At 33.3% G+C, this 21996-nt stretch carries 17 protein-coding genes; 7 read left to right on the top strand and 10 right to left on the bottom strand.

Features of this window, described 5'->3' with window-relative positions; translation table 11 throughout:
• Nucleotides 1-7 precede the first annotated feature (7 nt).
• From JQC67_RS17345 to bshC, 4 genes are all read right to left on the bottom strand, one after another.
• On the bottom strand, nt 8-412 hold the full coding sequence (locus JQC67_RS17345) for an OsmC family protein (protein ID WP_203254177.1): 405 nt from the start codon (nt 410-412) through the stop codon (nt 8-10).
• On the bottom strand, nt 409-2601 hold the full coding sequence (locus JQC67_RS17350) for a LysM peptidoglycan-binding domain-containing protein (protein WP_203254178.1): 2193 nt from the start codon (nt 2599-2601) through the stop codon (nt 409-411). The genes JQC67_RS17345 and JQC67_RS17350 overlap by 4 nt, the downstream gene beginning before the upstream one ends.
• Nucleotides 2602-2613: 12 nt before the next feature.
• The gene (gene guaA / locus JQC67_RS17355; RefSeq protein ID WP_203254179.1) at nt 2614-4146 is read right to left on the bottom strand and encodes a glutamine-hydrolyzing GMP synthase; all 1533 of its coding nucleotides are present in this window, start codon (nt 4144-4146) and stop codon (nt 2614-2616) included.
• Between the two features lie 532 nt (nt 4147-4678).
• On the bottom strand, nt 4679-6283 hold the full coding sequence (gene bshC / locus JQC67_RS17360; RefSeq protein WP_203254514.1) for a bacillithiol biosynthesis cysteine-adding enzyme BshC: 1605 nt from the start codon (nt 6281-6283) through the stop codon (nt 4679-4681).
• Between the two features lie 181 nt (nt 6284-6464).
• Here bshC and JQC67_RS17365 point away from each other — a divergent pair, with 181 nt between their 5' ends.
• The gene (locus JQC67_RS17365) at nt 6465-8921 is read left to right on the top strand and encodes a M14 family metallopeptidase (RefSeq protein ID WP_203254180.1); all 2457 of its coding nucleotides are present in this window, start codon (nt 6465-6467) and stop codon (nt 8919-8921) included.
• Between the two features lie 15 nt (nt 8922-8936).
• On the opposite strand, the gene JQC67_RS17370 is transcribed toward JQC67_RS17365, so the two are convergent.
• Together JQC67_RS17370 and JQC67_RS17375 are read right to left on the bottom strand one after the other, a co-directional pair.
• Nucleotides 8937-9986, bottom strand: coding sequence for a sugar phosphate isomerase/epimerase family protein (locus JQC67_RS17370; protein WP_203254181.1), 1050 nt, complete (start codon nt 9984-9986; stop codon nt 8937-8939).
• A gap of 70 nt (nt 9987-10056) precedes the next feature.
• Nucleotides 10057-11064, bottom strand: coding sequence for a 3-oxoacyl-ACP synthase III family protein (locus JQC67_RS17375; protein WP_203254182.1), 1008 nt, complete (start codon nt 11062-11064; stop codon nt 10057-10059).
• A gap of 285 nt (nt 11065-11349) precedes the next feature.
• Between JQC67_RS17375 and htpG the strand changes: the two genes are divergently transcribed.
• Nucleotides 11350-13239 (top strand): molecular chaperone HtpG, encoded by a 1890-nt coding sequence (gene htpG, locus JQC67_RS17380; protein WP_203254183.1) that lies wholly within the window; start codon nt 11350-11352, stop codon nt 13237-13239.
• 406 nt (nt 13240-13645) lie between these two features.
• Here htpG and JQC67_RS17385 read toward each other — a convergent pair whose 3' ends face one another.
• Nucleotides 13646-14458 (bottom strand): inositol oxygenase family protein, encoded by an 813-nt coding sequence (locus JQC67_RS17385; protein WP_203254184.1) that lies wholly within the window; start codon nt 14456-14458, stop codon nt 13646-13648.
• A 99-nt stretch (nt 14459-14557) separates the two neighbouring features.
• Nucleotides 14558-16156, bottom strand: coding sequence for a solute:sodium symporter family transporter (locus tag JQC67_RS17390; protein ID WP_203254185.1), 1599 nt, complete (start codon nt 16154-16156; stop codon nt 14558-14560).
• 152 nt (nt 16157-16308) lie between these two features.
• Between JQC67_RS17390 and JQC67_RS17395 the strand changes: the two genes are divergently transcribed.
• Together JQC67_RS17395 and JQC67_RS17400 are read left to right on the top strand one after the other, a co-directional pair.
• A complete protein-coding gene (locus tag JQC67_RS17395; protein ID WP_203254186.1) occupies nt 16309-17043 on the top strand; it encodes a hypothetical protein in 735 nt (244 codons plus the stop codon).
• Between the two features lie 97 nt (nt 17044-17140).
• A complete protein-coding gene (locus tag JQC67_RS17400) occupies nt 17141-17959 on the top strand; it encodes a hypothetical protein (protein ID WP_203254187.1) in 819 nt (272 codons plus the stop codon).
• 2 nt (nt 17960-17961) lie between these two features.
• Here the strand turns inward: JQC67_RS17400 and JQC67_RS17405 are convergent, their stop codons facing one another.
• Entirely contained in the window at nt 17962-18369 is a 408-nt protein-coding gene (locus JQC67_RS17405; RefSeq protein WP_203254188.1) for a hypothetical protein, read from the bottom strand.
• Nucleotides 18350-18940, bottom strand: a complete 591-nt coding sequence (locus tag JQC67_RS17410; protein ID WP_203254515.1) for an RNA polymerase sigma factor — start codon at nt 18938-18940, stop codon at nt 18350-18352. The genes JQC67_RS17405 and JQC67_RS17410 overlap by 20 nt, the downstream gene beginning before the upstream one ends.
• 137 nt (nt 18941-19077) lie before the next feature.
• Here JQC67_RS17410 and JQC67_RS17415 point away from each other — a divergent pair, with 137 nt between their 5' ends.
• The 3 genes from JQC67_RS17415 to JQC67_RS17425 all read left to right on the top strand — a co-directional run bounded on the left by JQC67_RS17415 (nt 19078) and on the right by JQC67_RS17425 (nt 21991).
• The gene (locus JQC67_RS17415) at nt 19078-19428 is read left to right on the top strand and encodes a DUF6249 domain-containing protein (RefSeq protein ID WP_203254189.1); all 351 of its coding nucleotides are present in this window, start codon (nt 19078-19080) and stop codon (nt 19426-19428) included.
• A gap of 164 nt (nt 19429-19592) precedes the next feature.
• Nucleotides 19593-20705 (top strand): helix-turn-helix domain-containing protein, encoded by a 1113-nt coding sequence (locus JQC67_RS17420; protein WP_203254190.1) that lies wholly within the window; start codon nt 19593-19595, stop codon nt 20703-20705.
• 653 nt (nt 20706-21358) lie between these two features.
• Nucleotides 21359-21991, top strand: a complete 633-nt coding sequence (locus tag JQC67_RS17425) for an MOSC domain-containing protein (protein WP_203254191.1) — start codon at nt 21359-21361, stop codon at nt 21989-21991.
• Nucleotides 21992-21996 lie beyond the last annotated feature (5 nt).

Below are 21996 nucleotides of genomic sequence, written 5' to 3' on the forward strand. Positions count from 1 at the left end.
AGTACTTTTAGTTTACCCAATTGAATTGAATTTTTTTATCAATATCAGGATGCAAACTATAATGCACTGGGCAGGTATTTGCAGTATGAATTAATATTTTTCTATCCTTTTCGCTTACAGCGCTTGGCAATTTCAAATCAATTTCAATTTTTGAAATCCGTCTAGGATTTGAAGCCATATGTTTTGTAACCTCTGCTGTTGTATCATTTAAATCAACATCAAGCTGTTTGGCCTTAATACCCATCATGGTTAATATACAACTTGCTAAACCTGTTGCTACCGTATCAGTAGGCGAAAATGCCTGACCCAAACCATTATTATCAACTGGGGCATCTGTATTAAAAATATCTCCTGATTGTAAATGCTCACATGTAGTTCGTAAACCACCTTTGTAGGTTACTTTTGAGGTCATGGCTTTATCGTTTTTAATTCCTTTAAACGCAAATCTTCATAACTCATTATATAAGATGCTTGATTAAAATAACCCGATGCAAAATCTTTTTCATATGAAAACTTATTACCAGTGTATTCAGTCTCGCCTACAAGCTGTGAAATATTAAACAAGTCATTTTTATAAGCCAATTTCAACAAAAGATCAAAAGTAGTATCAAAACCTCTTACTGCATACCGATCCGGCTCACCACTAAAACGTTTACGATACGCTTTTTCAAAGCTATTGTTGGCAGGCTCTCTAAATACTGAAGGATATGTAAAATTAAGATTAGACAAGTGTACGCTAGAAATCACTTCACTTTCAAATGCTCTTTCTTTAAATGTAGTAAACAAACGTAGCTTAATTTTTTCTTTATCATTTTCAGGATCTAATAGAGAATTCTGTAATGAATTAAGAATTGACGTTACACTAGTCACTAATTTAAAATTATCGCTTTCAACAAAAATCCAATTTTCTTTTTCTTTAGAAAGTAGTAATTTCAGTTTCTCAATATCAACGCCAATATTCTTTTCTTCTTCAATTACTTCAGCAATTTTGGCTTCAGGGAAATTCAATTTTAAAGAATCACGAACCACAACATGCGTAGAATCTGCTATAACAACAATATTCTCGTCAGTATATATTTCTTTGATATAGGATATCATTTTCTTTCTTAATAACGGATCAGCTGTATACGAAAAGAAAACATTTTTTAAACTAACATCTTTGTTTGGTCTGATTGGCGTAATTACCGGAACTCTTTTATCAGCAGCTCTTACTGCAACTTCTCTAACCGAAGCAAGATCAAACGGACCAACAATTGCATTATAATCAGACAAGTTTTCGCGCATCAAAATCTCTTTTGTCTTTGAGAGGTCCAACTGATTGTCAAAAGTTTTCACATCAATTGAAACACCCAATTTCGCTATTGAATCCATTGCCACTAGTGCTCCTGAATAAAACCCTAAACTATATTTTAATAAACTAGGTTTGTCTAATTGCCTATCAATTTCAGCCTTATCACTTAAATCTAATTTGTTTATTCGAAACGGTAACATAAACATTACTTTAGGTCGAATAGCTAAATTGATACTGTCTACAAGGTTTAACTTATCTAGCACAAGGGCATTGCGAACTTCAAAATCACCCATTTGATCTTTGGGCAATTTCAATATCATACCCGCTTTTAATCCTTCTGATAAATCAGGGTTTAAAGCCAACAAATCTTTGTATGAAATTCCTAATTTACGTGTTAACGAAAACTCGGTCTGTTTGGGTTTGACTTCATAGAAATTAAAATTATCAGTATTCACTTCACCCGCATCCAACTTTTGCTCCGGAATTCGAATAACCATACCCTCTTTCAAGCCTCCTTTTTCAGTTATCTCTGGATTAAGTCTAACAATTTCATCAGATTTCACATTAAACTCTTGTTCTAACCTATAGAAGTTCATTTTAGGAGGAACCGTGTATGATTTATAAATTTGTGTTTCTTGATCCTCAATAGTACTTCCCGGAATTTTTGGCAGTTTTAATTCTTGCCCCATTCTTAGGTAATCAGACGTTTTTGAAAGCTCAGGATTCAGCACTAACAAACTATCTATTGTAATACTATGTTTATGCGCTATACTCCAACGAGTTTCTTTTGGCGCCACCTTGTACGTAATATAATCTGCCGCGTTAATATCATCTTCTCTCACCCTTTTATATTTAGGAATACGCAATTCCATATTTTTTTTCAACGGTGCAGAATACAAATCTCTATTATAGCGCTTAACATCTTCTTCAGTTATATTATAGCGTTTTGCAATACCATACAGCGTTTCTTTTCTTCTAACTTTATGAGAAGTAAACCCTATTGGTTTTGGTGGTTCAACTTTAGATTTCACTGAAGAATTCTCATCACTTACAACTACTGGTTTTGTTGAAACACCTGAAGCCGACGAAGCAGGTATTACCAAAATAGTATTGGTTCTTAATGCTTGTCCTTTTTTAATCTCTTTATTATAAATAAGAATATTATCAGTTGAGACACTGTATTGTTTTGCAATACCCTCTAATGTTTCCCCTTTTTTAACCGCATGTGTAGTAAATTTCTGTGCTGTAGACTTACAACCAGAAAGTACTATTATAAAAAGTACGAGTATATTTTTTAATACTTGATTCATATTATTGTATGATTATTCCCATTCAATGGTTGCTGGGGGTTTCGAACTGATATCGTATACAACCCGGTTCACACCAGGTACTTTATTAATTATCTCATTTGATATTTTCTGCAAAAACTCATAAGGCAGATTAACCCAATCTGCCGTCATACCATCTGTACTTTCTACGGCTCTTAAAGCTACACATTTTTCATAAGTTCGTTCATCACCCATTACTCCTACACTATTTACGGGTAAAAGCATCGCTCCGGCCTGCCATACCTTATCATAAAGTTCCCATTCACGTAAACCACTAATAAAAATATGGTCAACTTCTTGCAGAATAGTTACTTTCTCAGGTGTAATATCTCCTAATATTCTAATTGCCAAACCTGGTCCTGGAAAAGGATGTCTTCCTAATAAATCTTTATCCAATCCCATACTTGCACCAACCCTTCTCACCTCATCTTTAAATAACATTTTCAGAGGTTCTACAACTTTCAATTTCATATAATCAGGCAATCCACCTACATTATGATGACTTTTAATTGTTGCTGAAGGACCACCAGTTGCTGAAACCGATTCAATAACATCAGGATATATTGTGCCTTGCGCCAACCATTTAGCATTATCTACTAAATGCGATTCATCATCAAAAACTTCAACAAATACACGGCCTATAATTTTTCTTTTTGTCTCTGGGTCACTCTCACCAGCCAATTCATCCAAAAAGCGTGCCGAAGCATCTACGCCTTTCACATTAAGTCCCATGCCTTCATATTGCTTAAGAACGCCATCAAACTCATTCTTCCGAAGCAATCCGTTATTGACAAAAATGCAATGTAAATTTTCACCAATTGCTTTATGAAGTAAAACGGCCGCTACAGAAGAATCTACGCCTCCTGAAAGTCCTAAAATTACTTTTTCATCGCCAATTTTTTCTTTGAGTTCAGCAACTGCAGTTTCAACAAAGGCATCTGGTGTCCAAGTTTGAGCAATACCCGCTATTTTCACCAAGAAATTTTCTAATAATTGCTTACCATCTGAAGAGTGATAAACCTCAGGATGAAATTGAATTCCATAAGTATCCTCACCATCAAATTTAAAAGCTGCATTTTCAACATCATGGGTACTAGCCAGAAGTTTCGAATTTTCAGGAAGTTGCTTTATCGTATCTGCATGACTCATCCAGACTTGACTACCTGTACTAATATTGTCTAAAAATGGACTACTAGAATCTACATGAGATAGGTTTGCTCTACCATATTCTCTAGTATTTGATTTTTCAACATTACCACCTTTAAAATGTGCCAAATATTGAGCACCATAACAAACACCCAATAAAGGTTTTTTACCCTTTATTTCAGATAAATCAGGATGCGGTGCATCTTCTGCACGTACTGAATATGGCGAACCCGAAAGTATAACGGCCTTATATTCAGAAAGGTCTTTAGGTGGGTTGTTAAATGGTTTAATCTCAGAGAAAATATTCAACTCTCTTACACGTCTACCAATAAGTTGGGTATACTGAGAGCCAAAATCTAGAATTAGGACTTTGTTTTGCATGCGCAAAAATAGGAAAATCGAAATTTTGAGATAGCGTTCTTAGTGGATATTTGTAATAATTTTTAACAAGCCATGAAATTATAATTTTTTATGTCTTGAACTATTAGCCTGTAGCTATTCCATTTTAGCTAAATACACCAAATTAAGAAGAATTAAAAAACCCTGTCTACCATTCGATAAACAGGGCTTTTAATCAAAATCAAAACCAACCTAAACACATGAACTAATTAAGTTCAAACTTTCTTTTTCATAGCAATTTATTATATAACAACTAACTTATATTTTACCCTACCGTAAATATTGATTTTTTAAAAATTATTTTTAGAAACTCCATATTATTACTCTCGGAGATACTAGGCGATACGTAAAATACAGTAGTTTAGGACTGAATTTAATAGCAATGTGCTGTAATTGACTTATTAAAAAAATCTATAAATTATGAAATCGCGAAGAAATCTTAGAATTGAAGAAATACCGATTTTGCCCTTTTTTGGATTAAAAAGCAGTTCTTAAACTAAAATTCATAGTTTTTTCAGCTCAATACTGTGAATTCAAGATCTAAAGGCTTTAAGGAATCAATTAATTGAGGTATCAAATCTTCACCATATTCAAGATAAAGTTCAGAGAAGTTCATTATTCGCTCTTGCAATGAATGATTTGGAAATAATTCGTTTTGTAATTCAGTCACACGCAGTACTTGGTCTTTTAATTTTCGTTTTTGCGCTTGCATTAAACGATTTTCAAGATTATCTAACCCCTTTTTTTGCTTAATTTCTTGTGCTTTTACTGCACCTAAGAAAGATTTATCTGTTTGTTCTGCCAAGATATATAAATCAGCAAATTGCTTTTCTAAAAGTTCTTTTTGTGGTGTAAAATCAATATCAATATTAGAAATGGCTCTAATCTTCTTATTGATTAAACTATTTTGATCAAGAAATAAGTCTTTTACAGAAAGGTCAAGTTTTGCTGTTTTTGCTTTTGCTTTTTCAGAAACTATTAATGCTGAATTACGAAGTAAAAGTGCTGGAAAAGGCACACTCATTGCCCCAAACATTGATTTTAATTCAAGCCAATAGGCAAGTTCTCCCCCTCCACCGATATAGCAAAGATTGGGTAAAATCACTTCTTGATACAATGGTCTAGCAATAACATTGGGCGAAAATCGCGATGGATGTTCATCAATCTCCTGTAATAATTCAGTTTTAGTCCAATTAATATCTGTTCCTACAACACCATAGCCATTAGCCTTAGCAACTATGCGTTCACGCAACCCATCTTTGAGGTAGAAATAATTAATTTCTCTTGGGTTAACTTGTACTTTATAATCATCTGATGCCTTTTGCAATAAATCAATACTTGCTGAAACTTCATTATGCGCTATATTTTCAAAGATATCTTTCTTCGCATATGGCATCAATAATTTTTTCAAATCAGTATCATGCCCATCAATAATAACAAGTCCATATTCACCGAAAAGCTCATTCGCTAAAAAACGAGTAGCATCTGTTAGATTCTGATGCTTTACATACGCCTTCTCAAAAAGATTCTTTAAAAAATCTGCATTTTCACCACTACCTAGTTCACTAGCGAAAGCTTCAAAAACTTCCTGTAAACCTTCTGTAGACATAGGGCCAACTGCACCACCAACATGGCCTTCCGGATTCCAATGTAACTTTTTCCCTTTGAAATTAAAATAATTAATTTCTTCAAAATCATGATCTTCTGTGGCCATCCAATAAACGGGCACAAAATTATATTTTGGATATTCTTTTTTTAGTGTTTTGGTAAGATTTATAGTAGAAATAATTTTATATAAAAAATAGAGCGGACCAGTAAACAAATTCAATTGATGCCCAGTAACTACGGTAAACGTTATCGGTTCTTTTAATTGAATTAGATGCTCTTTCGTTTTTTTGCTAATCGATACATCAACATATTGGTTTATTAAGCTATCGTATAATATATTGCGATTTGCATCAGGAAAACTACGTTGCTTTTCTTCAATTTGCGCCTCAAAATTCTTTAAAGTTGGAAAATTAGTATAAAACGGTTTTACCGCTTCATCTTCATTGAGGTAATCACAAATTAACTTCGAAAAGTAACCGGTTTGCTTATAGTTAATACAGTCAACATCCATAGAGCGTAAAAATCGCGATAAAGTTAAACTTATCATTAAAAACTGCTGCTAAAAATACGTTAAAAGCCTTAATAGTCCATTTAACGAAAAAACCTTACTTATGACTGCTCTATAAAAGAAACAACCCACAATTTTCATAGATTGTGCTTTGCTGTATAGGCTATTGTAATTTGAAATACATATGACAAGATTTCTACTCTTAATTACTTTATGTGTTAGCTATATCGGTCATACCCAAGAGTTAAAGTCTCCCTCTGAATTTTTAGGTTATTCGTTAGGTTCTCAATTTACACGCCATCATAAAGTAGTAGATTATTTTCAATATTTAGCACAAGCTGAATCTGAACGAATGCAGTTAATTGAGTATGGTCAAACTAACGAAGGGCGCCCGCTTTTATTGACCTATTTTTCATCCAAAGAAAACATAAAAAACATTGAAGCCATAAGAAAAGAGCATTTAGAAAGCACTTCAGGCACAAGTACATCTAAAAAAGTAATTGTTTGGTTAAGTTATAATGTTCATGGAAATGAAAGTGTGAGTACCGAGGCTGCCATGCAAACAATTTATGATTTGTTGACTAAGAAATCTGAATACCTTGAGAACACGGTTGTAATCATGGATCCATGCAGCAACCCTGATGGGCGTGATCGCTATGTAAATTGGTTTAATGAAAATAAGAACTTACTCAGTACAGCGGATCCTAACAGTAAAGAACATCATGAAGGTTGGCTGAACGGGCGCCCAAATCATTATATGTTTGATTTAAATAGAGATTGGGCGTGGCTTACTCAGAAAGAGAGTCAACAGCGCTTAAAAATGTACAATAAATGGTTGCCTCATGTTCATGTAGATTTTCATGAACAAGGTGTTGATAGCCCGTATTATTTTGCAACAGCAGCAGAACCTTTTCATGAAGTCATCACTGATTTTCAAAGAGAATTTCAAATAACCATCGGTAAAAATCATGCTAAGTATTTTGATAAAAACGGATGGTTTTACTTTACTCAAGAGGTTTTTGATCTACTATATCCAAGCTATGGAGACACATACCCTATGTATAATGGCGGAATTGGAATGACCTATGAACAAGGAGGAAGCGGACGCGCAGGGCTCGCAATAAAAACAGCAAAAGGTGACACCCTAACTTTAAGTGAACGTATAGCGCACCATTATACAACAGGAATTTCTACAGTTGAAGTCTCTAGTAAGAATACAGAACGATTGAACACTGAATTCAAAAAATTCTACAGTAAAAAGAAATTTAAATACAAGAGCTATGTAATGAATGGTGACACTGATAAAATTGAAGCACTTACCAAATTACTAGACCAACATAATATTACCTATGGTAAAGCTGACAATGGTACACTTAAAGGTTTTAAATACGATACTGGCAAAACAGGAAGTTTACGTGTTTCTGACAAGAGTTTAGTGGTATCAACCAATCAAACAAAAGGTACTTTAGTAAAGGTGCTTTTTGAACCCAATGCAAAATTGAGTGATTCACTAACGTATGATATTACCGCATGGTCATTGCCTTATGCCTATGGCTTAGATGCGATAGCTACAACTTCAACTGTTTCTGACTCGCCATACCAAATAGAAAAAGCGACAAACAATAGCAATTTTAATGAAAATGCGTACGCGTATTTAACAGATTGGAATTCTATGAATGATGCGCGTTTTTTAGCTGCATTACACCAAGCCAAAATTCGTGTACGGGTAGCACACAAACCTTATGTTTCTGATGGAAAAAAATATCAGCATGGTAGCTTAATTATCGCTAGAGCTGACAACAAGCACAATAAAAATTTTATTTCAACACTTAAAAAGTTAGCAGTTGAGCATAATAAATCACTAACCGCTACCAAAACCGGATTTGTAGATGACGGTAAAGATTTTGGTTCGCGTTATGTAAAACTAATTGATGATGTAAAAATAGCTGTATTATCTGGTGGCCCCACCTCTACCCTTCGCTTTGGTGAAATATGGCATTTTATGGAGCAACAATTAAACCATCCGTTAACTGTAATTGATGCGGAATATTTTAATAGAATAAATCTCGCTGCTTATGATGTATTAGTACTACCAAGTGGGCCTGGTTATACTAAACTATTGAGCCAGTCTAGTTTGACCAAGTTAAAATATTGGGTGAAAAATGGTGGAAAGCTAATTGCAATGGGTGAATCAATTGGAGCTTTAGAAGGAAAAAATGGATTTAAGATTAAAACCAAAAAAACCTTAAAAGATAGCATCATAAATATGAGTGCTTATGGAATAACACAACGCCAACGTATTTCAAACGAAATTACAGGTGCAATATTTAAGACTAAAGTTGATCGAACGCACCCACTAGCATATGGTTATGGTGATAGCTATTTCACCATAAAATTAGGCAAAACTGCCTATGAGTATTTAGACGGCGGATCAGTTGTTTATTTAGAGGCGGGGCAAAATGAACCCGTAGCCGGATTTGCAGGTTATGAAGCCAAAGATAAGATTGATAAAAGTCTCATTTTTGGTGTTGAAAAATATGGGTCGGGAAATGTTATTTATATGGTTGACAACCCATTATTCAGGGGCTTCTGGGAAAATGGTAAACTTTTCTTTGCGAATGCCTTGTTTATGGTTCAATAAATACAAAAACTTGTTTTAAGCTTCCAATGCTTTTTTGCAATACGCCACACATCTAGCAACTTCTTTTACTGAAGTAGAACCTTCGGGAATCTTATATTCTAATTCTATAGTTCCTGGAAACGAATACTTATTATCTCGCATTAATTGCATTATTTCAACAATTGGTGTGTCACCTTCACCAAAAACTTGATTTTCTTGTCCGTTAATTAGATTTTTTCGATCCTTAATGTGCATGCTACTAATACGCTTATTTTTCGATTTTATAATATTCAAAGCATCGGTATTACCCGCAGCAACGTAATGCCCTATATCAATATTCATCATGTTAGCAGGCGACTGTTTTAAAGCTGTATCCCACCAAGTTGGCGTTTGTTGCGTATGTCCATGATACCCAACCAACATATTGTGTTTGGCGGCCATGCTTCCTAATTTCAGAGTATGTGCATCATCACCAGGCAACTCCAAAGTCACATGACTTGCACCTAATGCTTTTGCAGCTTTAAATCCATAATTTATATCGATATCACTACTATCTTTCCCAAAAGCGTTCGGTTTAAACGCATAAATACTGACACCCTTATCAGCATACATTTTCTTAAATTTTTCAAATTTTTCAAAAGGAGCATTTGCACGCCAATCTGTGATCTGTTTTGTATAAGATTCAAACTGCGCATTCAAATCTGCGATTTCTTTTAGTTGATCTTCTGAAATCTCATCACCGCTCTTTTTCAAACGGTTTAAAGTTCTCATTTTTCGCATATCAACAGGGTTTGAAGGAATACCTGCAAAACTCTCAGCCGGGCCACCCATCAATTCAATAGCACTAATACCTGAATCTAAAACATACTGCAAAGTAGCTTCAGCACTTTGGTCTGCCATATCTCTAAATGAATAGGTAATACAACCCAATTGTACTCCTTTAAATTTTGAATTTGGCTTGTTATAAGAAGTTATAATTGACGGAGCTCCAAAAAGTTTTGGTCCACCTAAAACAACACCTGTTGCTATGGCAGCAGTTTTGGTGATAAACGTTCTACGTGATTGCCCATTTTTCAAATCTTTCATTTTCTTATAACTTTATTTACTATTCAATTAACCCTATTAAAATTTCTTCTTTATCTGTATGATGATAAAACTACCATCTTATGATAACACTACCCCAAGTAAAGCCACTACCAAAAGCTGCTAAAACAACCAAATCGCCTTCTTTAACTTTACCTCCTTCCCAGGCTTCAGTTAGTGCAATAGGTATTGATGCAGCAGTAGTATTACCATACTTCATAATATTATTGAATACCTGATCATCAGATAGGCCGAATTTCTTCTGAATAAATTGTGAAATACGAAGATTTGCTTGATGCGGAATCAACATATCAATTGCATCTGGTTGCAAGTTATTAGCCTTCAAGCCTTCCATGATAACTTCACTAAATCGAACTACTGCATTTTTAAATACAAACTGCCCATTCATAACTGGTAAATAAGACTCATCATCAGGGTTGGCGTCAGCAACTATATCAGTAACCCAACGGCCACCCATTCCCGGAGCCAATAAAGCCAGTTCTTCTGCATGCTGTCCTTCAGAATGTAAATGAGTTGAAAGTATTCCTTTAGAAGTATCCTCTTCTCTACTCAAAATAGCAGCTCCTGCACCATCACCAAAAATAACCGAAACACCTCTACCACGGGTCGTCATGTCTAGTCCTTTTGAATGTACTTCAGAACCAATAACAAGTACGTTTTTATACATACCGCTTTTGATATATTGGTCAGCAACTGAAATACCATAAACAAAACCTGAACATTGGTTACGCACATCAAGAGCACCAACAGTTTTAATACCTAAATCACGTTGTACTAAAACACCAGGACCAGGAAAATAATAATCTGGACTCAAAGTAGCGAATACTATAAAATCAATATCATCTTTATCAATGCCAGCTCGCTCAATTGCAATTTTTGCAGCCTTGACACCCATACTAGTTGTAGTATCATCAGGACCAGAAACATGACGACGTTCTTTTATGCCCGTGCGTTCTTGAATCCATTCATCATTGGTATCCATTATTTTTGAAAGGTCATCATTAGTGACCACATTATCTGGCACATAATGTCCAAGACCAGTTATTTTTGAATTGTACATGCTATAATTTTCGTTAAAATCGAGTTTGAGAAATATAAATCTAATGATAAAACCAAAAACTTCTATCGAAATAAGCAACAATATGGCATCTCATTACTACATAAGTCAAATTTATTGAACTATTAATGTGTCACTTTGTCATTTTATACTAGAATGGTATTTTATTTGACTACTTAAGTTCAGCTATTAAAAGTATAAATTGAAGTAGGCTTTCTGCTTCGGACAAAAACAAAAAGTTAACAAAGGTTTCTTCTATTGAGGAAATAATATCAAAAATTAATTATTATGGCTAAAGGTAAAATCAATGTTTCGGTAGAGAACATTTTTCCGCTTATTAAAAAGTTTCTATACAGCGATCACGAAATATTTCTTCGTGAATTGATTTCCAATGCAACGGATGCAACACTTAAACTAAAACACATGACTTCTATTGGTGAAGCAAAAGGTGTTGAATATGGTAATCCGCAAATAGAAATAAAAGTAGATAAAGAGAATAATAAAATTCATGTCATTGACCAAGGTATTGGTATGACAGAAGAAGAAGTTAAAAAATACATCAATGAATTAGCTTTTTCAGGTGCAGAAGAATTCTTGAACAAATATGATGACACTGCCAAAGATTCTGGCATTATTGGTCATTTTGGTCTTGGTTTCTACTCCGCTTTTATGGTTGCTGAAAAAGTTGAAATCATAACTAAGAGTTTTAAAGATGAACCGGCAGTACATTGGTCTTGTGATGGTTCACCAAACTTTACTATTAAGAAAGCTAAAAAAGAAGATCGCGGTACTGAGATTATTCTTTCAATTGCTGATGACTCAAAAGAGTTTTTAGAAGATTCTAAAATCACTGGCTTACTTCAGAAGTATAATAAATTTATGCCTATTCCAATTAAATTCGGAATGCGCACAGAAACACTTCCAAAGCCAGAAGATGCTAAAGAAGAAGATCCTGCGCCAACTCAAGAAGTTGACAATATTATCAATAATCCAAATCCGGCTTGGACGAAACAACCAAATGAGTTAGCTGATGATGATTACAAATCTTTTTATCGAGAATTGTACCCAATGCAGTTTGAAGAGCCATTATTCAATATTCATTTAAATGTTGATTATCCGTTTAATTTGACAGGAATTTTATATTTCCCGAAAATGACAAACGATATGAATCCTCAAAAAGATAGGATTCAGTTGTATCAAAATCAAGTATTTGTAACGGATAATGTCGAAGGAATTGTTCCTGAATTTTTAACAATGTTAAGGGGTGTAATTGATTCACCAGATATTCCATTAAATGTTTCACGTTCTTATTTACAAGCAGATGGCGCCGTAAAAAAGATTTCATCGTATATCACTAGAAAAGTTGGTGACAAACTAAATTCACTTTTCAAAAACAATAGAGAAGAGTTTGAAGCCAAATGGAACGATATTAAAATTGTTATTGAATACGGAATGCTTTCTGAGGATAAGTTTTTTGAGAAAGCTGAGAAATTTGCACTTTACCCAACTGTAGATGGTACCTTCTTCACCTTTGAAGAATTAAAAGAGAAAATTGCTGCGAATCAAACTGATAAAGATGACAAATTGGTTGTGCTTTACACTTCTGATAAAGTAGCGCAACACAGTTATATTCAAGCTGCAAAAGCAAAAGGATATGAAGTTCTTTTGATGGATTCACCTATCATTAGTCATTTAATGCAAAAACTAGAAACTTCTAATGAAAAAGTTTCTTTTGCTCGTGTTGATGCAGATCATTTAGATAATCTTATCAAGAAAGAAGAAACTCAGATTTCTAAACTTTCTGATGAAGAAAAAGAAACATTAAAAACGACTTTAGAAGAAACAATATCTAATAAAAGTTATACGGTGCAACTTGAAGCGATGGATAGTGATGCTTCTCCATTCATTATCACAGAGCCAGAGTTTATGCGTCGTATGAAAGAGATGCAACAAACCGGTGGCGGTGGTATGTTTGGCATGGGTAGTATGCCAGAAATGTACAATTTAATTGTAAATACTAATCATGAACTAGTCGGTGAAATTCTAAGTACTAAAACGGCCAAAAAGAAAGAACGTTTAATTAATCAATCTCTTGATTTAGCACGACTTTCAAAAGGATTGTTAAAAGGTGAAGAATTGACAGAGTTCATCAAACGCAGCTATGAGATGGTGAAATAAACCTTTTTTATTGCTGAAATATTAGAATTCTATTAAAACCGCTTTGTAATTAATTACAAAGCGGTTTTTTTGCGATTTAATCAAAAACTACTGGTTTTCCGGTATTGTTCAAGAAATATACTGGTGGTAAATTTGATGCTCTTGTATTTCACAAGACACACCATTAACTATAGCTATAGTAGCCGTCCAGAGAATTACTTTGGGCGGTTTTTTTATGGCATTTTAGATAAGAAAGTTAATCGTGATTAGAAATGTGATCAAGAAGATTAAACATACAAGCCAGAAAATTCATGTCCTGTTTATTTAAACATTAAAAGAAAAAAGATGAACGTTTATTTAAAAACATTCACCCTTTATATTATTTCAAAATGGCTAGCACTATATCTATTCTAACCAATCAAATTGACTACCAATAAATTGGACCTTTACCTAAGTACTTTTCTGCTATAGGCTGGTAATACTCAAGAACATCATCTAAATTATATAATTTTGGACTTTTAGTATATAAATCATACTTATTAAAATCTCTAATTATTTCTAGATACTTAGCATCTTTTTCATTCAACAACTCAGTATAACTACCACCAGTATGCCAAGGGTAGAAAGAATGGTAACGAATCATAACCATTGCCTCTTCAGGTAATGTGTTTTCTTTGTGATTGTTTAATACTTGGTATAAATATTCATCATGACCCCATGCTAAATCTACATTATCAATACCACAACCTTTTTCATAAATGCCTAAAGTCGTATTATATTTTGGGTTAGACATATCAGCATTAAGTGCATTAAATTCAGGATACACACATGAATCAGGCAACTTACAACCTACTATAAAAACATCACCAACTAAGCCCCATTGCTCAGCTTGACTTGTACCATCTTCATCAGCACCCCACATGTACATAATCTTTCCTAAGTCATGAATAAGCCCTGTTAATTGCATCCAATCTGGGCGACCATCAGCTCTTAAACCTTCTGCGCTTTGAATTAAATGTTGAATATTAGGCAAATCTAAATCAGGATCACTAACATCAATAAGTTTGTTTAAATGACGCATGGCTTCCCACAAATCCATCGGTTTATCAAACTTCAAATATTTTTTATGCATGTTTTGCACATATTCTAAAGTTTGATTTGTTCGCATTTTTCGATAATGCTCTTTAACAGCTACCGATACATCTGGAGCTTCATAATTTCTAAAAGTCTTTTCTTCCATTGTGATTTATTTATTGCTACTTATGCTAATGAGTTTCTTTAAGTAAGTCTTATTTCAAGACCGTTAAATAGGGTAATATATAGTTGGATTAATTTATAACTACACATTTCCTAAGACAAGGTACAAAATTACTGTAAATACCACCAAAAACAGGCTAAAAGGCTTCGCATACTTCCAAGGATTCAAATCTAGCACACCCGCATCTTGCATTTCAAATTTTTCGTCTTTCGGTATTAAAATCGACACCAAATGCATCACAGCAATATTCAATACAAATTCAATTCCCCATATGTGTACAAAGTGCAGATTTACCTCTATTACATAGTACATGATAACGTAGAAAAAGAGTCCGAATACCAAACCAGCTTTTGCTCCTATCGATGTTACTTTCGGAAAAAGGAAGCCGGCAATAACAACACTAGCTATTGGTATGAAAAATATACCATTTAACTGTTGCAATAATTGGTAAAGTCCGTCAGGTGCATTTGCAACAAAAGGTGCAATACTGATTGCAAAAACAGCTAAAATGGCAGATGTCCATTTTCCTATCTTAACTAATTTATTTTCGCTTGCATTTTTTGAGATATATCGTTTAAAAATACCCAAACTAAATACTGTAGCTGCACTATTTAATGCACTATTGAAAGTACTTAGTATTGCCCCCATCATAACAGCTACAAAAAAGCCTGTCAACCACAGTGGCAATACTTTTTTAACTAATAATGGATAAACACTATCAGGATTATCATACAGACTTTCACCGAAATAATAGAATCCGATTAAACCTGGTAGAACAATAATTAATGGCACCAGAATTTTCAAAAAACCTGTATAGAGCAATCCTTTTTGTGCCTCTTTTAAACTTACAGCACCTAAAACACGTTGAATAATTGATTGATGCATTGTCCAGAAATAAATCTGATTTACCATAAGACCGGTAAATAGCACTTCAAAAGGCAAAATTGCTGAACGAGCGCCTTCCCCTACCCCAGATTCAGTACTTACTACGTTGAATTTTTCAGGGCTGTTATTAAAAACCATACCCATACCTTCAAACAAATTACCATCGCCTATACTTAATAAAGCTAGTGTAGGCACTAACAATCCTGCGACAAGCAGACCAAAACCATTAATAGTATCAGTGTAAGCAACCATTTTCAATCCTCCGAAAATCGCATAAACAGCACCGATAACACCAACAATTAAAATGGTAACTAGAATTCCTTCTTTTTGCGAAACATCTAGTAACGTTGAGATTTCAAAAATGGCTTCAATATTTAAAGCACCTGTGTATAAAACAATGGGTAATAATGTTGCTACAAATGAAATAATCAGTAGCAAGGCCACCATGGTTCTTGTGAGCCCATCAAATCGTTTTTCTAAAAATTCAGGAATAGTTGTTAATCCCATTTTTAGATATTTCGGCGCAAAATAAAGTGCTCCAATAACCAAGGCCAATGCAGAAGTAACTTCCCAGGCGACAATTATAGCTCCGTTACGGTATGATGACCCATTCATACCTACTAAATGTTCTGTAGAAATATTAGTCAATAAAAGAGAACCAGCAATTACAATTCCGGTTAATGAACGCCCGCCTAAAAAATAACCATCGCGGGTATCTAACTTATCTTTTCTTAATTTATAAGTGGCGTAAAAAGCCACGAAACCGGTAAATAATAAAAATGTGAGTAATGCCATGGCGTTAAATGTAAGAATAATTTGGATAAATAAAAGCAAGAATTTCTTTGTACATGACCATAATTTATAACTGCAAAAAATACTGGAAAACAGGTATTTTATAAGCCTATTTCAATTAGTACTTTGGTCATTCAATATAAATAATCAAGGATATGCACAATTTCAAAATTCTTATAGTTTCTTTTTTAGGGATGTTTTATGTAGCTCAAGCACAGCATGATAATACAAACAAAATGCAACTTACAATGAACGAACAACCTGAGGTAATTGCAAAAAATATAAGCCCAAATACAGTTGTTTATAGTTATCGCCACAAAAATGAAAAAAGAAAAATTGAAAATCCACAAGCTTTTAAAGAATCTGAAATAGATTCTAATGTAAATAATGTCGTTTTTGAATATCCTATTATGAGAGCTGATCAAGGAGCCGTTTTACCTTTTGAATTTACCATGAACGATTCGAAAAGCACTAAAGATGGTATTGAAGCTGAAGAATATTATTTCAACAGCCTAATGGAAAAACCAGAACTCAATAAAATCATCTATCAAGATTTGGAGACTACACGAACACGATTAAACAATGCTGGAATATTTGATGCGCAAGATTTGAATTATTTTGATATGCCACTCATCGCAAAAATAGTTGGAGCGGGAGTTCTGATAACCGCCAAAATAAAAGTCAACGAGAAAAGAAAAGATTCACCTCAGAGTAATACTATTTCAGCAACCGAGGAATATAATATTGAGAGCACTTTTAACATATACAATCAAGTAGGTAGCCTGATTTTTACAAAAAGTGATGCTCCAATTATTACTACCACTAAAAATAGCTATCAAGTAATGTTAAGCCATTTTATGAAACAAACGCCTTACTACCACAAACTGTAGTGAAAATTACACGGCTTCAATAAAAATACTGGAAAACAGGTATTTTATATTGTATTGCCAATCTATACTTTCGTCCAGTAACCAAAACAGGAATAGAATGAGACTTACTTTATTAATTCTGACATTTATTATTGGATTGATTTTCAAATCAAATGCACAAAACGCCTCAGATCAGATTTTTATGAGCAATGGTGAAACCATTGCTGCAACAGTTAAAAAAGTAGAACCAAATACGGTTACATATAGCTATATAGGTGAAAACCTAGAAAATATAGTTGATAAAAGTGAAATACTTAAAATTATTTTTAAAAGTGGCCGTGAGCAAATGTTCACTCAATTATTAGCTAATAATGCAAGAGATGCAAATTTTGAATACCCTAATATGCTAGAAAATGAAGGAGCCGTTTTACCTTTTGAGTTTGTTTTAGATGGTTCACATAACAATGAAGAGGGTAAAGAAGCTCAAAAATTCTATTATGACAACGTGATGCGGAAACCAGAGCGAAATACTATCAATTATCAAGATGTAGAAATCACAAGAAAAAGGCTTCGAAAAGCTGGTTTAAAAGACTGGGAAGATATGCAAGACATAGATATGAAAGAGATAGCAAAGATTGTAGGTGCTGGCATTATCATAACCGGAAAAATTATAGTTGACTACCGAAGTACAACATCTAGTACCTCAGGTTCTAGCACCACTAAAGTAGATACGAAAAAGAAAAAAATTAAAACCTATTCAAGCGATTACAATACTTCAATGGATGAGTTTGACACAAAAGTGATTTTCCGTATTTATGATAAAAACGGAAATAAAATAATTGATCAAACAAGAAGACCATTTTTAGCAAGTACAAAAGACCACTATGTTACTGCTTTAAATTATTTGATGAAACGCACACCGTATTATCAAAAATAAAATTAAGCCAACCTTTTAGCAAAGTGATTTTTCAATAGAAATATTTGAATACTCATAAAAAAAGTAAAACCCATAATTGCTAACATACCAACCGATGAAATTTCAAATTCAGGTAAATTAAAGACGTTTAAATCTTGTATTGGTTTAATATCGTACGATGACAACCACGAGTTTTCAACGCGTTTGTTATTGTAAATTAAGTAGGCGAAAACACTAAAAATAAAGACACCCAATAGAATCCATATTTTTTTTGAAATTAATGGCTCATAGGTTGTCACCCGTAAATCATACAAAGCCGTTACGTTTGACATCACTTTTGTGGTAAAGTCTATAGATGGAGTTTCATTTGAAAAATCTTGCATTAATTTCTCAGTGAATTCTTCTAATTTTTCATCTGCTCTTTGGTCCATAATTTTCTAGAATTGTGGGTTCTAATGATTTTTCAAGAATTGTTGCCAACCGTTTTCTAGCTCTATACAATTTGATTTTTACATTATTGGCACTTATGCCAATAACTTTTGAAATCTCAGTTAAAGATAGTTCCTCAAAATAAAATAGCGTAATCAAAACACTATCGTCTTCAGGTAATTTTTGCAAACATGATTTTATCGCTTGCTCACGATCTGTGCGATCCATTATATCAAATGCTGTTTCTAATGAATTTATTTGACTTTCATTATATTCATTTATACTAATTGTTGTTTCATGCTTTTTGTTTTTTTTAATTCGATCTAGACATGCATTGTACGCAATTCGATATACCCAGGTTGAGAATTTAGAATCGCCATTAAAAGTATTAAGATTCTTATAGATTTTAACAAAAGTATCTTGCGCTATTTCTTCTGCCTCTTCCCTATTTTTAAGTAATTGTACGGTCAAAGTAAAAACCATATTCCGATATCGATTAACCAATACAGCAAACGCTTTGGTATCGCCGTTGAGTACAGCATCAATATAAAATTGGTCGGTTTCAATAGACATGTGGCTATTGGACGATTGTAAAAGCCCCTGGGTTACAGAAAACTTTAAAAAATAATTTGAAAAAGCTGTAACCATGCCATCTTTTTAATCGTCATAAGCTTTGAAACATATAAATTTAATAAATAAAATTTTTCACTATGGTAGCATCAGTATTTATTTTCATAAGCTTATTTATTACGGTTTTTGGTATTACCTATTTACACTATTCAACCCGAAACAAAGAAAGATTGGCCCTAATTGAGAAAGGTGCCGAAGCAAGTATTTTCGGAATAGCCAAAAAAGAAAAAACCGCTCCGATATGGAAAGTAATTATTTTAAATTTAGCCCTTTTATTAATGGGAATCGGTTTGGGAATTATTATAGGTGGACTTTTAAACCAAGCTGGTGTAATAAGAGATATTGCCATGCCTGGTTCAATTTTCTTGATGGCCGGAACAGGACTTTTAGTTGGTTTCTTTTTAACTAAAAAAATGGATGAAGAGGTCTAAAATTAGTATTCTAGTGTTAACTAAAAACATAAAAATAAGTACTCGAAATTAAAGAACCCTTAAATGTTGAGTAGAATATGTTACGTTAAATTAACATTACTACGCATATTTTTAAGTATCTTCAATACATACCACCTACTCAAATTGAGTGGTATATAAGGTAAATGGTACTAGATTTAAACTTAATTTCTGTATTAGATTCAGCTGGTGTTATTCAAGGAATTGGATTTGGCTTAGTGCTTTTAGTTATTAATAAATGGAAGAAAAACAATACCTATCTCTTAGCTATTTTTCTAATTTTATTTGCCCTACAACGCTTAGATGTAGTGTTTTCAGAATTAAATGTCTATGAATATTACCCGTGGCTCTATCTCTTACCAACCTTTTCTTTTGCCATTATTTACCCTGTATTTTTCATCTACACACAAAAAGTGTCCATCTTTTCAAAGAAGAAACTTAAAATTTGGCTGCTTTACCCCGGCATTATCTATTCTATGATTCAATTGTATATTTTTTTCTTGCCTTATCAAGAAAAACTAGTTTTAGTAGAACAATCTTGGTATGAGTTTAGTAAAGTTCCAGCAATTTTATTTGGTTTGGGCGTAGCTCTTTGGAATATCAAGTTTATATCAGACCACCAAAAAGAGGTTTTCAACCAATATTCAATGACCCAATTTAAAGAATTAAAGTGGGCAAAATATTTTCTGATCTATAGCACAGTTGGATCCGTACTATATGCTTTACAATGGTTTCTATTACCTGAAAACATATACTCAAGAATTTCATTTCTGCTTTTTGATTTGCTCACCATTTATTGGTTATCATTTTATGGTATCAAGCAGTTAAATGTACATTCAATTATAGCAAATCTAGAAATACCAAAAGAACAACCAATAGTAGAATCTTCGGATAAACAATTTATTGTAAATAAGGATCTTGAAGAATTATTTGAAGAAATTGAAACCTATATGATAAGCTCACAAGCATATACTAAAACGGAGTTAACCATTGTTGATGTAGCCAAACAACTAAAGGTGCACCCGAGACGCATATCTACAGCAATCAATTCAATACCCAAACAAAATTTTAATAACTACGTAAATCGGTTTAGAGTAGAAAAGGCGCTAGCGCTAATTCAAAATAAAAATCTAGAAAATTATAGCATAGAAGGTATTGGTAGTGAAGTTGGTTTTCACAGCAAAAGTGCATTTTATGCTGCCTTTAAAAAAGAAACAGGCACAACACCAACTCGGTATTTACAAAAACATATTGCCTAAACTTTCATATTCAAATACAACGTTATAGTACTGATTCCTGAATTTTGCATTCATAAATCCAGTTTTAATTAGTGTGTTTTAATTTCTGAAATCAAGACTAACATATTTACATTTCTCTTTTATGTGTAGTAAAATTCCTCCATCTTTATAAAAAATTACACACTACACTTATTAAGCTATGACAAAAAATTGGCATCTTTTACTAATTCTATCTTTCATTTGGGGCGTATTTTTCTATTGGGAAATGCACATACAAAACTTAAGTCCCGAAATTAGAGAATCTCTAGTTCGTTATGATTTATATCTATTACCAGGATACCTCGCTATTTCAATTTATATAATATCAATACTAGTTAGACAGTCAAAAAAATATGAAAATAGAGTTAGCTTCTGAAAATCAAAATTTCGCAGATAGCAAGTCATCTAACACATCATACCTTCAGAAATCAAAAATTCCTATATGCCGAAGCCTAATTGTATTAGGCTGATGCTATATTATTTTTTTGTTGACACAAAATAAGTGGTAATCAAAAGATTAATCAGCTTATTACTCCTTCGTAACTGTTGCTCATCAAATGTCAGACAAATGATAGGGCCTTTTAATTTGGGCACATATAGCTCTATGCTTCATATTCATTTGTTATCTTTAATAGATGAAAGTTTTAGCAACCAATATAGGAAAGCCTACAACCTTTGAATGGAACGGCAAAGAAGAACAAACAGGAATCTTTAAATACCCGGTTACTGAGGCATTAAACTTAGGAAAAACGGATGTTGAAAAAGATACTGTTATCGATAGAAAACATCATGCAGGTGAACACAAGGCTTGCTTTTTATTTTCCGCAGAACAATATTCATACTGGAAAGAATTGTACCCAAATCTAGAATGGAACTGGGGAATGTTTGGTGAAAATCTTACAATTTCTAATTTTGATGAGTCGATAATTAGAATTGGTGATGTTTATAAAATTGGTACTGCACTGGTACAAGTTTCACAACCGAGAGAACCTTGTTATAAATTAGGAATTAGATTCAATGACCAAAAAATTGTAAAACAATATATTGATCATGCATACCCTGGCACTTATGTTCGTATCTTAGAAGAAGGCGAAGTATTGTCAGGTGATGAAATTGAATTGGTCGCCCAATCAGAAAACACACTGACGGTAAAGCAAAGCTTTGAACTTATTTTATCAAGAAAAAAGGATCCAGAAATTCTTCGTACAGCACTCCAGAATCTTTCTTTTCCGGCGTACAAGCGTGAGCGCTTGAAAAAGTTTTTGTGAGACAC

The sequence above is a fragment of the Aurantibacter crassamenti genome (assembly GCF_016811105.1).
GTDB lineage: Bacteria > Bacteroidota > Bacteroidia > Flavobacteriales > Flavobacteriaceae > Aurantibacter_A > Aurantibacter_A crassamenti.

What these genes read in the sequence shown, in the direction of transcription:
- JQC67_RS17345 (WP_203254177.1), bottom strand. Translation starts at nt 412, where the DNA reads ATGACCTCAAAAGTAACCTACAAAGGTGGTTTACGAACTACATGTGAG.
- JQC67_RS17350 (WP_203254178.1), bottom strand. Translation starts at nt 2,601, where the DNA reads ATGAATCAAGTATTAAAAAATATACTCGTACTTTTTATAATAGTACTT.
- guaA (WP_203254179.1), bottom strand. Translation starts at nt 4,146, where the DNA reads ATGCAAAACAAAGTCCTAATTCTAGATTTTGGCTCTCAGTATACCCAA.
- bshC (WP_203254514.1), bottom strand. Translation starts at nt 6,283, where the DNA reads ATGGATGTTGACTGTATTAACTATAAGCAAACCGGTTACTTTTCGAAG.
- JQC67_RS17365 (WP_203254180.1), top strand. Translation starts at nt 6,465, where the DNA reads ATGACAAGATTTCTACTCTTAATTACTTTATGTGTTAGCTATATCGGT.
- JQC67_RS17370 (WP_203254181.1), bottom strand. Translation starts at nt 9,986, where the DNA reads ATGAAAGATTTGAAAAATGGGCAATCACGTAGAACGTTTATCACCAAA.
- JQC67_RS17375 (WP_203254182.1), bottom strand. Translation starts at nt 11,064, where the DNA reads ATGTACAATTCAAAAATAACTGGTCTTGGACATTATGTGCCAGATAAT.
- htpG (WP_203254183.1), top strand. Translation starts at nt 11,350, where the DNA reads ATGGCTAAAGGTAAAATCAATGTTTCGGTAGAGAACATTTTTCCGCTT.
- JQC67_RS17385 (WP_203254184.1), bottom strand. Translation starts at nt 14,458, where the DNA reads ATGGAAGAAAAGACTTTTAGAAATTATGAAGCTCCAGATGTATCGGTA.
- JQC67_RS17390 (WP_203254185.1), bottom strand. Translation starts at nt 16,156, where the DNA reads ATGGCATTACTCACATTTTTATTATTTACCGGTTTCGTGGCTTTTTAC.
- JQC67_RS17395 (WP_203254186.1), top strand. Translation starts at nt 16,309, where the DNA reads ATGCACAATTTCAAAATTCTTATAGTTTCTTTTTTAGGGATGTTTTAT.
- JQC67_RS17400 (WP_203254187.1), top strand. Translation starts at nt 17,141, where the DNA reads ATGAGACTTACTTTATTAATTCTGACATTTATTATTGGATTGATTTTC.
- JQC67_RS17405 (WP_203254188.1), bottom strand. Translation starts at nt 18,369, where the DNA reads ATGGACCAAAGAGCAGATGAAAAATTAGAAGAATTCACTGAGAAATTA.
- JQC67_RS17410 (WP_203254515.1), bottom strand. Translation starts at nt 18,940, where the DNA reads ATGTCTATTGAAACCGACCAATTTTATATTGATGCTGTACTCAACGGC.
- JQC67_RS17415 (WP_203254189.1), top strand. Translation starts at nt 19,078, where the DNA reads ATGGTAGCATCAGTATTTATTTTCATAAGCTTATTTATTACGGTTTTT.
- JQC67_RS17420 (WP_203254190.1), top strand. Translation starts at nt 19,593, where the DNA reads ATGGTACTAGATTTAAACTTAATTTCTGTATTAGATTCAGCTGGTGTT.
- JQC67_RS17425 (WP_203254191.1), top strand. Translation starts at nt 21,359, where the DNA reads ATGAAAGTTTTAGCAACCAATATAGGAAAGCCTACAACCTTTGAATGG.